Source organism: Kribbella yunnanensis (assembly GCF_039529655.1).
Classification (GTDB): domain Bacteria; phylum Actinomycetota; class Actinomycetes; order Propionibacteriales; family Kribbellaceae; genus Kribbella; species Kribbella yunnanensis.
In genome coordinates this window covers 279,687-293,728 of the sequence record NZ_BAAANF010000002.1, presented here as the reverse complement: position 1 = coordinate 293,728, position 14,042 = coordinate 279,687, and the positions used below count along the sequence as shown (strand labels likewise).

11 protein-coding genes are annotated in these 14,042 nt (G+C 67.8%); 2 read left to right on the top strand and 9 right to left on the bottom strand.

Annotation, left to right across the window (positions count from 1 at the left end; translation table 11 throughout):
* Window positions 1–7: 7 nt before the first annotated feature.
* The 5 genes from guaA to ABD231_RS02830 are packed head-to-tail and all read right to left on the bottom strand — an operon-like array spanning window position 8 to window position 5,694.
* The gene (guaA, locus tag ABD231_RS02850; protein WP_344144810.1) at window positions 8–1,558 is read right to left on the bottom strand and encodes a glutamine-hydrolyzing GMP synthase; all 1,551 of its coding nucleotides are present in this window, start codon (window positions 1,556–1,558) and stop codon (window positions 8–10) included.
* Between the two features lie 2 nt (window positions 1,559–1,560).
* The gene (locus tag ABD231_RS02845) at window positions 1,561–2,625 is read right to left on the bottom strand and encodes a cytochrome P450 family protein (RefSeq protein WP_344144808.1); all 1,065 of its coding nucleotides are present in this window, start codon (window positions 2,623–2,625) and stop codon (window positions 1,561–1,563) included.
* Window positions 2,622–3,284: a dethiobiotin synthase gene (gene bioD, locus ABD231_RS02840; RefSeq protein WP_344144806.1), complete on the bottom strand. Its 663-nt coding sequence runs from the start codon at window positions 3,282–3,284 to the stop codon at window positions 2,622–2,624. The genes ABD231_RS02845 and bioD overlap by 4 nt, the downstream gene beginning before the upstream one ends.
* Window positions 3,281–4,402: an 8-amino-7-oxononanoate synthase gene (locus ABD231_RS02835; RefSeq protein ID WP_344144804.1), complete on the bottom strand. Its 1,122-nt coding sequence runs from the start codon at window positions 4,400–4,402 to the stop codon at window positions 3,281–3,283. The genes bioD and ABD231_RS02835 overlap by 4 nt, the downstream gene beginning before the upstream one ends.
* Window positions 4,402–5,694 (bottom strand): adenosylmethionine--8-amino-7-oxononanoate transaminase, encoded by a 1,293-nt coding sequence (locus ABD231_RS02830; protein ID WP_344144802.1) that lies wholly within the window; start codon window positions 5,692–5,694, stop codon window positions 4,402–4,404. The genes ABD231_RS02835 and ABD231_RS02830 overlap by 1 nt, the downstream gene beginning before the upstream one ends.
* Window positions 5,695–5,842: 148 nt before the next feature.
* Between ABD231_RS02830 and ABD231_RS02825 the strand changes: the two genes are divergently transcribed.
* Entirely contained in the window at window positions 5,843–7,273 is a 1,431-nt protein-coding gene (locus ABD231_RS02825; protein ID WP_344144800.1) for a S8 family peptidase, read from the top strand.
* Here ABD231_RS02825 and bsaP read toward each other — a convergent pair.
* The 4 genes from bsaP to ABD231_RS02805 all read right to left on the bottom strand — a co-directional run bounded on the left by bsaP (window position 7,270) and on the right by ABD231_RS02805 (window position 12,320).
* Window positions 7,270–7,449 (bottom strand): biotin synthase auxiliary protein BsaP, encoded by a 180-nt coding sequence (bsaP, locus tag ABD231_RS42330; protein ID WP_486336018.1) that lies wholly within the window; start codon window positions 7,447–7,449, stop codon window positions 7,270–7,272. The two genes, ABD231_RS02825 and bsaP, sit on opposite strands and share 4 nt — an antisense overlap.
* Complete coding sequence (bioB, locus tag ABD231_RS02815) at window positions 7,446–8,441, bottom strand: biotin synthase BioB (RefSeq protein WP_344144796.1); 996 nt, start codon at window positions 8,439–8,441, stop codon at window positions 7,446–7,448. Before bioB ends, bsaP begins: the two co-directional genes overlap by 4 nt.
* A 556-nt stretch (window positions 8,442–8,997) precedes the next feature.
* Window positions 8,998–10,707 carry a GMC oxidoreductase gene (locus ABD231_RS02810; RefSeq protein ID WP_344144794.1) on the bottom strand — a complete coding sequence of 570 codons (1,710 nt, stop codon included), beginning with the start codon at window positions 10,705–10,707 and terminating at the stop codon, window positions 8,998–9,000.
* 20 nt (window positions 10,708–10,727) lie between these two features.
* Window positions 10,728–12,320 (bottom strand): succinic semialdehyde dehydrogenase, encoded by a 1,593-nt coding sequence (locus ABD231_RS02805; RefSeq protein ID WP_344144792.1) that lies wholly within the window; start codon window positions 12,318–12,320, stop codon window positions 10,728–10,730.
* A gap of 126 nt (window positions 12,321–12,446) precedes the next feature.
* Here ABD231_RS02805 and ABD231_RS02800 point away from each other — a divergent pair, with 126 nt between their 5' ends.
* Entirely contained in the window at window positions 12,447–13,916 is a 1,470-nt protein-coding gene (locus ABD231_RS02800; protein WP_344144790.1) for a hypothetical protein, read from the top strand.
* Window positions 13,917–14,042: the final 126 nt, after the last annotated feature.

The window sequence follows — 14,042 nt, the reverse complement described above, 5'->3', positions numbered from 1 at the left end:
GGCAGGGTCACTCCCACTCGATGGTGCCCGGCGGCTTGCTGGTGATGTCGACAGTGACCCGGTTGATCTCGTCGACCTCGTTGGTGATGCGGGTGGAGATCCGCTCCAGCACGTCGTACGGGAGGCGGGCCCAGTCCGCGGTCATCGCGTCCTCGCTGGTGACCGGACGCAGTACAACCGGGTGGCCGTAGGTGCGGCCGTCACCTTGGACGCCGACCGAGCGGACGTCGGCGAGCAGCACGACCGGGAACTGCCAGATCTCGCGGTCCAGGCCGGCCGCGGTCAGCTCGGTGCGGGCGATCAGGTCGGCAGCGCGGAGGATGTCCAGACGCTCCCGGGTGACCTCACCGATGATGCGGATGCTCAGACCCGGCCCGGGGAACGGGTGCCGGTAGACCAGCGTCTCGGGCAGTCCGAGCGCAATACCGAGCTCACGGACCTCGTCCTTGAACAGGGTCCGCAGCGGCTCGATCAGGCTGAACTGCAGGTCGTCGGGCAGCCCACCGACGTTGTGGTGCGACTTGATGTTCGAGGTGCCGGCACCGCCGCCGGACTCAACCACGTCCGGGTAGAGCGTGCCCTGGACCAGGAACTCGATGTGGCGCTCGGCGTCCAGCTTGCGCGCAGTCGCCTCGAAGGTGCGGATGAACTCGCGACCGACGATCTTCCGCTTCTGCTCCGGGTCGGTGACACCGGCCAGTGCGCCGAGGAACTGCTCCTCCGCGTCCACAACCTCCAGCCGGGTCCCGGTGACGGCGACGAAGTCCTTCTCGATCTGATCGGACTCACCGGCACGCTGCAGACCGTGGTCGACGTACACACAGGTGAGCTGGTCGCCGATAGCCCTGCTGACCAGCGCAGCGGCCACTGCGGAGTCCACTCCGCCGGACAGCGCGCACAGCACCTGCTTGTCGCCCACCTGCTGGCGGATGAGCTCGACCTGCTCGTCGACAACGTTCGTGGTGGTCCAGTCGCCGACACAACCGGCGATGTCATAGAGGAAGTGCTCCAGCACAGCCTGTCCGGCCTGCGAGTGCAGCACCTCCGGGTGCCACTGCACACCGGCCAACTGCCGGTCCACGTCCTCGAACGCTGCCACCGGTGCGCCCTCAGACGCAGCCAGTACCGCGAAGCCGGCCGGCGGCGCATGCACAGCGTCACCGTGCGACATCCACACGTTCAGCTCCTCCGGGATACCCGCCAGCAGCTTCCCGGACTCGCTCACGGTCACCGGCGTCCGGCCGAACTCCCGCAGCCCGGTACGGCGCACCTCGCCACCGAGCGTCTGAGCCATCGCCTGGAAGCCGTAGCAGATCCCGAACGCCGCAACGCCGGAGTCGAACAGCGCGGAGTCGACCCGCGGCGCCCCCTCGGCGTACACGGACTGGGGCCCGCCGGACAGGATGATCGCCTTCGGCTGCCGGGCCAGCATCTCCTCGACCGGCATCGAGTGCGGCACGATCTCGGAGTACACCTTCGCCTCGCGCACCCGCCGCGCGATCAACTGCGCGTACTGCGCTCCGAAGTCGACAACCAGAACCAACTCATGCTCCGCCACCGTCAAAGCGTATCGGTGCAGGTCAGCAAGGTTGTAACCAGCAGCCGCTTCGGTGCGCGGAAGGACAGCAGGTCGATCATCGGCGGCTCCTCCACCAGCCGTGCGCTCTGCAGGAGTTCTACTGCGCATTCCAGGGCCACGCGGGTCTCCAGACGGGCTAGACCGGCGCCCAGACAGCGGTGGATCCCTACACCGAAGGCTAGGTCCGCCGGACCGCCGTGGCCGGTCAGCCCGAGCAACATCTCCGCCCCAGCCGGCACCTCCACGTCGCCGACAGCAACCGCCGAAGCGGTCACCCGGCGCCAGGTGGGCACCGACGACGCCTCCGCCAGCACGTCCTCGACCGAGGCTGCCCCGCCACCCACAGCCCGGTGGAAGGCGGTGGAGATCAGCTGGGTGGTGGTCTCCTGGCCGGCGATCAACAGGAAGTAGCCGACCGCACACACCTCTTCGTCGCTGAGGCCGAGTCCAACCAAGGCACCGAACAGGTCCTCACCGCCACTCACGCGAGCCGCGGTAGTCCGAGACCGCAACCAGCCGTAGAACTCGGCCGCGCTGTGCGCCAACTCCAGTTGCCGGTCCTCGTCCGGGTAGCCCCAGAACAGCTCGAGCGAGCCGAGGCTCCAGGCCTTCAGTTCGGCGAGCGGTACGTCGCTGAGCCCGAGCAGGTGCAGTACGACGAGTGCTGGTGGCTCGGCGGCGACGGTCTCCACCAGGTCGACCTGCTCACCGGCGGCGAGGCGTTCGGAGGCGGCGGCGACTCGGTCGGTCAGTAGCGTGCGGGTGAGGGGTTCGACGGCTGCCACTCGGGCTGGGCTGAAGAAGCGAGCGACTGCGGCGCGGATTGCTCGGTGGGACCCACCGGCGTTGTTGGCCAGCGTGGGCGGTAGGGCGAAGCCCACGGCGGACAGGACCCGCAGGGCCTTCACCGACAGAGGCGTGTGGGCCAGTACGGCGTTGTCCGGGCGGAATGTCGCCGGGTCCAGCATCACGGCGCGGACCTGCGCCGGGTCGTCGACTACCCAGTACCCGAGCTCATCGTCGTACCGGGCTGGGCAACCGGTCACGCGAACCAGCCGGGCACGGCCTTTGTGAAGGTCTCCTGGTCGTAGTCACCGGCGCGGGCGGGGATGCGGGCGAGCACCTTGAGCCCGGTGGTGGCCGGGAGGTCCTCGAGGTTGCACTGCTCGGCCAGGTCGGGCTTGTCGGGCCAGGAGCCGATGATCAGGCCCTCGACCGGCAGACCGCGCGCCCGCAGCGCCTCGACGGTCAGACCGGTGTGGTTGAGCGTGCCCAGGCCGGACCGGGTCACGACGACGAAGGTGTACGGCTTGGTCAGCGCCTTGGCCAGGTCGATCAGAGTCCCGCCCTCGGCGTCCAGACCGACGAGCAGACCGCCCGCGCCCTCGACGATGACGTTCTCGTGGGTAGCAGCGAGCCCGTCGACCGACTTGGCGTGGACCTCTGCCGTCGGTAGCGGGACGCCCTCGCGGCGCGCAGCGGTGGTCGGCGCGAGCGGGTCCCGGAGGCGGACGCCCTCGTAGAGGGTGGTGATCCCGGTCAGGCGGTTGACGTCGTCCAGGTCGGCGGGGTCGTCCGGGCCGACACCTGTCTGGGCCGGCTTCACGACTGCGACCTTGCCGTGCACTGCAGCCCGTACGGCGAGTGCGGCGGTCACGACGGTCTTGCCCACGCCGGTGTCGGTACCGGTGACGATGGTGATCATGAAACCTCGCTGATGGCTTGACTGATAACGGCGCAGGCCCTGGCCAGCTCGTCGTCGGACAGACCGGCATGGGCGGTCAGCCGCAGCCGGCTGATGCCGTCCGGAACCGACGGCGGCCGGAAACTGCCGACCAGTACGCCATTGTCCCGGCAGAACTCCGCTGCCCGGACAGTCTCTCGCGGACCGGGCATCGGGACCGAAACGACCGCCCCGGCGGCCGCTGCAACCCCAGAGGCCGTGGCCAGCCGGGCAGCGGCTGAGTGAATCGCCGCAGGTCGGTCCGGCTCAGCCTCGAGCACCTGTAGCGCGGCCAGTGCAGCAGCGCAGGACGCCGGTGTGAGAGCGGTGTCGTAGATGAACGGCCGCGACCGGTTGATCAGGTGCTCACGCAGAACGGCAGGGCCGAGCACGACGCCGCCCTGTGACGCCAGCGCCTTGGACAACGTCATGGTGACGATCACATGGTCCAACCCGGCCAGCCCGGCCGCATAGACCGAACCACGCCCGCCACCGGTCACACCGAGACCATGCGCCTCGTCCACCAGCAGTACGGCGTTGTGCGCCGCGGCGACCTCGGCCAGCGGCACGAGTGGCGCCTCGTCGCTGAGCACACTGAAGACCGACTCGGTCGCCACCACCGCATGCGGTTCGTTGCGCTCGGCAAGCACCTTGGTGACGGCCTCGACGTCGTTGTGCGGAACGATCTCCACCCGCGACCGAGCCAACCGGCCCGCATCGATCAGTGACGCATGCACGTGCTCATCGGACACCAGTAGCGTCCCCGGACCGCCCAGCGCGGTTACAACGCCCAGGTTGGCCAGGTAGCCCGACGAGAACACCAATCCGGCCGTCTGACCGACGTACGCCGCCAGCGCCGACTCCAGCTCCTCATGCAGCGTCGTCGTACCAGTCACTAGCCGGGAGGCGGTAGCGCCAGTCCCCCAGCGGCAGACTGCTTCGGCGGCTGCCTCGATCACCCGAGAGTCTCGTGCCAGGCCCAGATAGTCGTTGCCGGCCAGGTCGATCAGGTCGTCGTCAGCAGACCGCGCCCGGAGTCGTCGGGTCAGCCCACGGACCTCCAGCGCCGCAGCCTTCGGGGCGAGCCACTCCTCGAGCATCAGCCGACCTCACGGATCGCATCGGTGATCGCAGACCCGATGGTGGCGATCTCCGACTCCGTGCACACGTACGGCGGCATCGTGTACACGAGATCGCGGAACGGGCGGACCCAGACACCACGCCGCAGTACGGCGTCCGTCATCCGCACCATGTCGACCGGACCGGCCAGCTGGACGACGCCGACCGCACCGAGCACCCGAACGTCCTTCACACCCGGCAACTCCGCAGCCGGGGCCAGTCCAGCCGTCAGACCGGCAGAAATCTCAGCCACTCGCGTAGCCCAGTCCTGAGCCAGCAGTAGATCGATTGACGCGAGTGCCACCGAGCAAGCCAGCGGATTGGCCATGAAGGTCGGCCCGTGCATCAGTGCACCGCCAGGACCGTTGGACACGGTCTGCGCGACCTCCGCCGTACACAGCATCGCGGCCAGCGACAGATAGCCGCCGGTCAGGGCTTTGCCGACACACAGGATGTCCGGGTCGACTCCTGCGTGCTCAGAGGCGAACAACACACCAGTGCGACCGAAGCCGGTGGCGATCTCGTCGAGGATCAGCAGGAAGCCGTGCTCATCGGCCAACGAGCGCAGGACGCGCAGGCAGGCCGGACTGTAGGGATACATGCCACCTGCACCCTGCAGGATCGGCTCCACCACAATCGCCGCAACCTCATCAGCCGACGAGGCAGCAACAGCCGACATGGCCGCCGCCCAGGCCTGCAGCTCCGGATCGTCAGCAGGGCGGTCGAAACCGGCCGGTGGCTGCGGTCCGAACACCTGCTCCTGCAGGGCTCCCGTGAACAGCGAGTGCATCCCGTTGACCGGGTCGCAGACACTCATCGGCGCAAACGTGTCGCCGTGGTACCCGCCACGCACAGTCAGCATTCGCGTCCGCCCGACGTACCCGCGGGCCACCTGGTACTGCAGCGCCAGCTTGATCGCGACCTCGACCGACACCGAGCCGGAGTCGCAGAAGAACACGTGCTCCAGCGGCGCCGGCGTGATTTCGACCAGCCGTTCCGCCAGCTGGATCGCAGGCTCGTGTGTGAGCCCGCCGAACATCACATGGCTGAAGTCGTCCACCTGGCTCTTCAGCGCGGCATCCAGGACCGGGTTCCGGTAGCCATGGATGACGCTCCACCACGAGGACATCGCGTCAATCGCCTCGACGCCGTCAGCCAGCTGCAGGCGCACACCGGACGCGCCCCGCACCAGCCGCACCGGGGACGGCTCACTCAGCGACGAGTACGGATGCCAGAGCAGCTGAGCGTCCTTCTCCAGCCAGGTATCCGTCATCTGGGAAGCATCGCAGATCACGGCGATCAGATAGTTCTGACGTTGCGCGAATCACTTCCGCGCACGCCTTGACACGCTTACATTGAGCGCAGCAATCGCTACAGGCCGTAAACCGCCCATGTTGTCTGGCCTTCTGTGAGGAGCGCCCATGCGCAGAATCCACCCAGTGATCGCCCTGGCCGCAGCCAGCCTGCTGTCGCTCACGATCACTCCGATCCACGCCCAGGCGCAGAATTCCGCGCCGGTCCAAGGATTTCTGAGTCAGCAGCTCGACCGGCTGCAGCGCACCACGGTGCTGGTGCACGGCACCGACCTGGCTGCCGCCAACGCAGCCGTCAAGGCCGCCGGCCTGCAACGGCTGTCGTCGTACGACCGGATTGGTGTGGTGGTTGCCGAGGGCACCCGCTCACAGATCCTGGCCGCCCGCACCAAACCTGGGGTCACCTACCTCGAGGGCAACCAGCCGATCACAGTCAGTACGTCGACCTCGCACCTGGCCACCCGCGGCGCGGAGGCCGCGGACACCCGGACCGGGGCGAACGGCCTGGCCCTGGACGGTAGTGGCGTGAGTGTCGCGGTGATCGACAGCGGTGTCGATCCCACCCACCCGTTCTTCAAGAAGGCCGACGGCAGTTCGGCGGTGGTGAAGAACCTCAAGATCGTCTGCGACCCGTTGACGGAGACCCTCTGCCTGCCGGTGGACGCGGGCTCGGCCGACACCGACTTGCTCTCACTGGGCGGTCACGGCACGCACGTCAACGGAATCGTTGCCGGACGCAAGGTGACGCTCGCCGACGGCACCAAGCTCCAGGGCGCTGCCCCTGGCGCCTCGCTGGTGAGTGTCTCGGTCGGTGCGGCCTTGCTGATCGTCGGCGCGGACGCGGCGCTCAACTGGGTGCTGGAGAATCACGCAACTCCATGCGGCGCCGGGGTGCCGGCGAGCAAGTGCCCGCCGATCAAGGTCACCAACAACTCGTACGGTCCGTCCGGCGGCGGTGCCTTCGACCCGAACTCGGCCACCGTCAAACTCCAGCGTGCACTGGCTGCTGAGGGTGTCGTCACAGTCTGGGCCGCCGGCAACGACGGTGGCGACGGCACCAAGTCGCTGACCAACCCGCCCGGCCAGGACCCGACCGGCGGCATCCTGTCGGTCGCCTCGTACTACGACCTCGCCACCGGCACACGGAGTGGACAGGTCTCCAGCTTCTCGTCGCGCGGCCTGAACGGCACGCAGTCCACCTACCCGGACCTGTCCGCACCTGGTGAGGACATCACCTCGTCCTGCCGGGTCTACCTGCCGATCTGCAGCACCGGCCTCAAACCGCTGGACGGCGGCAACTACAACACCATCAGCGGTACGTCGATGGCCGCGCCGCACATCGCCGGGATCGTCGCCCAACTGTTCCAGGCGAACCCGTCGGCGACTCCGGCCCAGATCGAGACCGCACTGATCTCGACCGCACACAAGTACGCCAACGGTGCGGCCTACGAGCCCGACAGCCGAGGCGGCGGCACTACGTCGTACGACAAGGGCCATGGACTCGTCGACGTCGTGGCAGCCTCAGATGCAGTCCGTTAGCTAGACAGAGTGCCGTGGACGGAGCAGCGGGCGCTCCACCCCATCGGGTGGACCTGCACGACCATCCGCCGGCGGCACTCGGCGCAGTACCGCGGTGGTTCCATCGCCAGCGCCCGACGGCAGTCCTCGTGGCTGCCGTCGGCCTGTGAGCGGCCACAGTGTCCGCAGTACGTCATAGCGTCTTCTGAAGCTCCTTGACCGGCATCTTGAGCTCGGCCAGCAGATCAAGGTCAGCCGTGGCCGGGCGGCCAAGCGTGGTCAGGTAGTTGCCGACAATCACAGCGTTGATTCCACCGAGCAGTCCGTCGCGGGTCCCCAGGTCACCAAGGGTCAGCTCGCGACCACCGGCGTACCGGAGCACTGTGCGCGGCATGGCCAGGCGGAAGGCGGCGATGGTGCGCAGTGCGTCCTTGCCGTCCATCACCTCCATGTCGCCGAACGGTGTGCCCGGCCGGGGGTTCAGGAAGTTCAGTGGGACCTCGTGTGGCTCCAGCTCGGCCAGCTGCGCGGCCAGCTCGGCACGCTGCTCCAGGGACTCACCCATTCCGACCAGTCCGCCGCAGCACAGCTCCATACCGGACTCGCGGACCATCAGGCAGGTCTCCCAGCGCTCCTCGAAGGAGTGCGTGGTGACGACGTCCGGGAAGTAGGAGCGCGCCGACTCCAGGTTGTGGTTGTAGCGGTGCACCCCCATCGCCTTCAGTTCGTCGACCTGCTCCTGGGTGAGCATGCCGAGCGAGCAGGCGATGTTGATGTCGACCGCAGCGTTGATGGCCTCGATGCCGGCCTTCACCTGCGACATCAGCCGCGCGTCCGGGCCGCGGACCGCCGCCACGATGCAGAACTCGGTCGCACCGGTCGCAGCCGTCTCCTGCGCCGCCTTGACCAGCTCGGGGATGTTCAGCCAGACCGCACGCACCGGAGAGGTGAACTGGCCCGACTGGGAGCAGAAGTGGCAGTCCTCCGGGCACCCGCCGGTCTTCAGCGAGATGATCCCCTCGACCTCGATCTCCTCGCCGCACCACTTCACCCGCACGTCGTGCGCGAGCGCCAGCAGCTCCGGCAGCCGGTCGTCCGGCGTCTGCAGCACCTCGACGAGCTGCTCCTGGCGCAGGCCGATGCCCTGCTCCAGCACCTGCTCACGTGCCACGTCCACGATGTCGCCCATGGTTCTCCTGCCTGATCCGGACCGAGAGGTCGCGGCCACACCTTAGGGCAGGCCGGTACCGCGCGGCTGCGGCCCGGGTCACAGCAACTCTGAGCGACTGCCGCCCGGCCCCGGAGAAAGTTTTTTGATTTTTCTTGGGAACCTCGTAACCCCCTGTAGAAGGGCTCGTTGATGTGAGCAGAGGCGGTTACCGCAAGGAAGACCGCCACCCGGTAACAAAGAGCAACGAGTGGCCGATCATTACGAACGGCACGCAGAGTGATAACAACCACTCCGCAGGGCTCGAAACTCCAGAAATCGGATGTAAGGTAGTGACCAAGAGCTCGGGTCGCCAGCCATGGTTGGTGACCCGATCCCAAAGCGCCGGGCGCCTCACCCCGGCTTGAGTGAGCCCCTCGGGAAACGATTTGGGCGGAAACGTTCCCGAGGGGCTCGCTCCCTTTTACGGCACCTTTCAGCGAATCACCTCAGCCTCTCCAGAAGGCTGAGGTTCTTTCATTTCATCGGGGTTCGCAACGCCCTCGAAGAATTACCTCGATGAAAGATCAGGAAGACGTTACGACTTCGTCACAGGCTGCTTTGTACTGATCTGGACGATCGGCAACCGGAGTGCTCCGGGCGCATCCGCAGGGACCACCGGGGACGACGGAGCGACCGGCTGCAACCGCTGGTACGGCCGGTTCAGCGCCGGCCGGGTGTCGTCGGTCCCCTTGTTCGGCCAGAACGACAGCGCCCGCTCGGCCTGGGCGGTGATCGTCAACGACGGGTTCACTCCGAGATTGGCCGAGATCGCCGATCCGTCCATGATGTGCAGCCCGTCGTACCCGTAGACGCGGTGGTACGGGTCGACCACGCCGGTGGCCGGGGAGTCGCCGATCACGCAGCCGCCGATGAAGTGCGCGGTCATCGGCACGTTGAACGGCTCGCCGATGGTCCCGCCCGGCGTCCCCTTCATCACCCGCGCCATCCGGCGGACGACCTCGTTCGCGACCGGGATCCAGGACGGGTTCGGGGCGCCGTGGCCCTGCTCCGACGACAGCTTCCAGCGGCCGAACCGGTCCCGCTTGCCGAACGTGGTGATCGAGTTGTCCGCGGTCTGCATGACGAGCGCGATCACGGTCCGCTCGGACCAGTGCTTCAGGTCGTACAGCCGGCGCAGGTTGCTCCGCTGCACCCGCAGCTCGCGCAGCCACGTCCGCCAGCGCGGCCGATCGCCGTCCCCGTCGGTGAGGACGGTCTGCAGCAGCGACATCGCGTTGCTGCCGCGCCCGTACCGAACCGGTTCGATGTGGGTGATCTCGTCCGGGTGGAACGACGAGGTGATCGCGACCCCGCGGGTGTAGTCGATGTCGAGGTTCATCGCCATCGCGCCGAGCAAGGACTCGGAGTTCGTCCGGGTGAGTACGCCGAGCCGGGTCGACAACCGCGGCAGCTTGTTCTCGTCCCGCAGTCGATGCAGGAGTTTCGCCGTACCGAGGGCGGAGGCCGCGAAGATGACCTGCTGCGCGGTGAACCGCCTGGCGCTCTTCCGATCCGCGGTCCCGCGGGTGTCCACGGCGTACCCGCCGTCCGGCAATGGCTCGACCGAGGTCACCGTGGTCAGCGGGTAGACGCGAGCCCCGGCCTTCTCGGCCAGGTAGAGGTAGTTCTTGGTCAGCGTGTTCTTCGCGTTGTGCCGGCAGCCCGTCATGCACTCGCCGCACTCGATACAGCCGGTACGGCGGGGGCCCGCGCCACCGAAGTAGGGATCGTCGACCTCGACCCCGGGTGAGCCGAAGAAGACGCCGACCGGGGTCGGGTGGAAGGTGTCGCCCACGCCCATGTCATCGGCGACCTGCTTCATCACCTGGTCGGCCGGGGTGAATCCGGGATAGGTGGCGACACCGAGCATCCGCTTCGCCTGGTCGTAGTACGGCGCGAGCTCGGACTTCCAGTCGGTGATGTGCGCCCACTGGCGGTCGGCGTAGAACGCGTCCAGCGGTTCGTAGAGCGTGTTCGCGTAGACGAGACTGCCGCCGCCGACCCCGGCGCCGGACAGGATGATCACGTCCTTGAGCGCGCTGATCCGCTGGATACCGTACATGCCGAGTTTGGGCGCGAACAGGAACCGCTTCTTGTCCCACGAGGTCTTCGCGAACCCGGAGTCCTCGAACCGCGCCCCGGCCTCGAGCACCGCGACGTCGTAGCCCTTCTCCGTCAGCCGCAGCGCACTGACGGATCCGCCGAACCCGGACCCGATGATGAGCACGTCATAGTCGAACGACATGTTGACTCCAAGCTAGAGGATCAAGCGCGACCCAGCTTCTTCAGAACGCGGAGGGCGCCGGTCATGACCTCGGCGTACGCCTGGTCGGACAGGCCGTGCGATGCCGCGATCGGCAGCAGCCGCTGCGTCGCGATCGCCTGCGGATCGACGTACCGGCGGATGCCTTCGACGCCTTGGCGACGACCGACGCCGGACGAGCGCATGCCACCCATCGGGGTGTCGATCGAGCCGAAGGTCGCCGCGTACCCCTCGTTCACGTTGACCGTGCCGGCCACCAGTTGCGCCGCGACCGCGCGGCCTCGGCGGGTGTCCCGGGTGTAGACGCTCGCGTTCAGCCCGTACTCACCCTCGTTGGCGCGCTGGATCGCCTCGGACTCGTCGGAGAACCGGTAGATCGACACGACCGGCCCGAAGGTCTCGTTGTCGAAGCACTCCATCGCTGGCGTCACACCGGACAGCACAGTCGGCTCGTAGAACAGCGGGCCGATCTCCGGCCGCGCCTTCCCACCAGCCAGTACGACGGCGCCCTTGGACCTGGCGTCCTCGACATGCCGGGTCACCGTCTCCAGTTGCGCCTTCGAGATCAGCGAGCCCATGTCGACATCCCAGCCGGTCCCGGCCGACAGCTTCAGCTTGCTCACCCGCGCGACGAACGCTGTCACGAACGCGTCGTACACCTGGTCGGCGACGTACAGGCGCTCCATCGACACACAGAGCTGGCCGGCACTCGCGAAACAAGCCCGTACGGCGCCCTCGGCCGCGCGCTGCACGTCCGCATCACGCAGTACCAGCATCGGGTTCTTGCCACCGAGCTCCAGGCTGAACCCGATCAGTCGCTCGGCTGCCTGCTGCGCGACCAGGCGCCCGGTCTTCGTGGAGCCGGTGAAGCAGATGTAGTCGGTGTTCTGGATGATCGCGCCGCCGACCGTCGGCCCGTCCCCGTTCACCGGGATCCACGCTTCGCGCGGCAGACCTGCGTCGTACAGGAGCTCGATCGCTCGCAGCGCGGTCAGCGGGGTCTGGCTGTCCGGTTTGTGTACGACGGTGTTGCCGGCCAGGACCGCGGGCAGCCCGTCGGCCATCGCCATGCTGAGCGGGTAGTTCCACGGCGAGATGATGCCGACGACACCCTTCGGGACGAACCGCTGCTCCGCACGGGTCAGCACCGGGAACATGCCGAGCTTGCGCTGCGGGTCGAGCAGTTCGTGCGCCTTGCGACCGTAGTACCGGGCGGTCATCGCGACGTGCGCGACCTCCTCGAAGGCCTGCTTGCGTGCCTTGCCGGACTCCCGGATCACCAGGTCGACCAGCTCGTGCCGGTGATCCAGCACCAGGTCGTGGTAGCGCAGCAGGATCGCGGCCCGCTCGTCCAGCGGCACCTGACGCCAGCTCAGCTGGGTCTTCCGCGCCGACCGCACAGCGGCGATCACGTCATCCGGGCTGGAGATCGGCAGGTCAGCGATCGGCTGCCCGGTAGCCGGCGCGTACGACGTCCGCGTGCCAGCCGAAGCGCGCAGCAACCCCGACAACCGCCGGATCACCGACTGATCGGTCGCATAGGACGCGGTCGGATCGAGCTCCGGGTCAGCAGGAATCGACGTCTGCTCGCTCATTCCTCCAGGCTACCTGCCAGTAATAGGAAGTGTCAGTAGTGGAACTCGTGTTCGTGTCCACCTGCACGTGCAGATGCATTGCCCTAGGCTGGACGGCTGAACGTCGTGAAGGGGTGGAACTGCGAGATGGTGGACAGCGGGGGGCTCTTCACGCCTCCTGAGGACGAGCTCGGTGAGGCGCTGCAGACAGCCCAGGTACTGATCGAGGAAGGCCGTGCCGACGAGGCAGGGCCTTACCAGCAACGCGTTATCGAGCTGGCCAGGGAGCGGGCCGAGGGGAGCCCGAACCACTACGAGGCCAAGCATCTGATGGCCGCTACCCAGTACGAGCTGGCCGGCTCACTGAACGCGTCCGGTCGACATGAGGAGGCGCTGGCAGCGCTGCACGAGGCGCAACTGGGCTATACCGAACTGAGTGACGCCGGTGTGCTCGACGCCACATCCTTCCTGGCCGATATCCGGGCACGGCGGGCGATGACGCAGGCGCACCGCGGTCGCGGCGCTACCGCCGTACTGGAGATGGATGGCGCAGTCATCTCGTACGGTCAGCTGGTCAGCGGCGAGGACGGACTGCGGCACCAGCCGGACTTCGCCCGGGTGCTCGCGATGAACGCGCTGATCCTGCGCCGGTACGGCGATCCCGCGCTGGCCGTCGCGTCCGCGGACGCGGCCACCCAGCTGTTCCTCCAGCTGGCCGACCAGATCAACGAGAGCCCGCAGTCCCTGTCCTACGCGCGCTACCTCTGTACGGCGACCGCCGTATCCGCCGACGTCCATGCGGCCGAGGGCCGACTCGACTTGGCACTGGAAGCCGACGAGATCGGGCTGACCACGGCAGACACACTCGCCGACTCGGACTCCGCGACCGACATGCGCACACTGGTCGCCGCACTCACCCGCAAGGGCAAACACCTCGGGATCGTCGGGCGGTTGATGGAGGGCGAGACCTGTCTGCGCACCGCCTTTGACACCGACGCGGAGACGGCTGCCCGGGTGACTGAAGAGCTGGAGCGCGGTCTACCGCTCACTCTGGTCACCGCACTCGAGAACGCGGAGATCAAGCTCGGCCCGTACGAGCAGTACTTCCGCCTGCTCGCCCTGGCCGAGCCAGCGCCGGGCATGACGCTGGCGACGGTCTCCGGCCGCACCGACCCCGAGTCGGCCGCAGTGCGCGCGACTGAGCTGGCTGAGCTCGTCCCGCAGTTGCTGGTGCAGGACGTGGACACTGCGCTGACCCTGGGCGTGGAAGCGCACTACCTGTTCGCGATCTCCTCGGAGCGCGAGTCACAGCGGATGCGCTACGAGACGAGCACCTACGCGCCGATCTGGGCGAAGCTGCTGCGCGATGTCTCCAACGCGTACTACCAGTCCGGACGGCTCGAGCTCGCTCTCGACCTGGCCGGCTGGTGTGCCGAGGTGGCCACGGCCCTGATCCCGTTCACCGACGACGATCCCGAGATGAAGGACCTGGCCGCCGACTGCTACCGCCACCACGGCGACCTGCTGGCCGCGACCGGCGACCTCACCGCGTCCCAGCACGCTCACGAGGCCGCCCAGCAACTCCTCACCGGCCCCGAACGCCGCATCGGCGGCTAGGGCGTGTCTCTTAAGTCCGCGCCGTAGCGAGCATGTGCCCGGTGCGGTAGCTCGGCGTGCTGGAGGGAAGGCCTCGATGCTTTTCCATCGTGGCCTTTCCGCCAGTGCGGCGAGGTGCCGCACCGG

Excerpts from the sequence above, each read along its gene's own strand:
- bioB (WP_344144796.1), bottom strand. The coding sequence starts at position 8,441 with ATGGGCGACATCGTGGACGTGGCACGTGAGCAGGTGCTGGAGCAGGGC.
- bioD (WP_344144806.1), bottom strand. The coding sequence starts at position 3,284 with ATGATCACCATCGTCACCGGTACCGACACCGGCGTGGGCAAGACCGTC.
- ABD231_RS02810 (WP_344144794.1), bottom strand. The coding sequence starts at position 10,707 with ATGTCGTTCGACTATGACGTGCTCATCATCGGGTCCGGGTTCGGCGGA.
- ABD231_RS02830 (WP_344144802.1), bottom strand. The coding sequence starts at position 5,694 with ATGACGGATACCTGGCTGGAGAAGGACGCTCAGCTGCTCTGGCATCCG.
- ABD231_RS02835 (WP_344144804.1), bottom strand. The coding sequence starts at position 4,402 with ATGCTCGAGGAGTGGCTCGCCCCGAAGGCTGCGGCGCTGGAGGTCCGT.
- ABD231_RS02825 (WP_344144800.1), top strand. The coding sequence starts at position 5,843 with ATGCGCAGAATCCACCCAGTGATCGCCCTGGCCGCAGCCAGCCTGCTG.
- bsaP (WP_486336018.1), bottom strand. The coding sequence starts at position 7,449 with ATGACGTACTGCGGACACTGTGGCCGCTCACAGGCCGACGGCAGCCAC.
- ABD231_RS02805 (WP_344144792.1), bottom strand. The coding sequence starts at position 12,320 with ATGAGCGAGCAGACGTCGATTCCTGCTGACCCGGAGCTCGATCCGACC.
- ABD231_RS02800 (WP_344144790.1), top strand. The coding sequence starts at position 12,447 with ATGGTGGACAGCGGGGGGCTCTTCACGCCTCCTGAGGACGAGCTCGGT.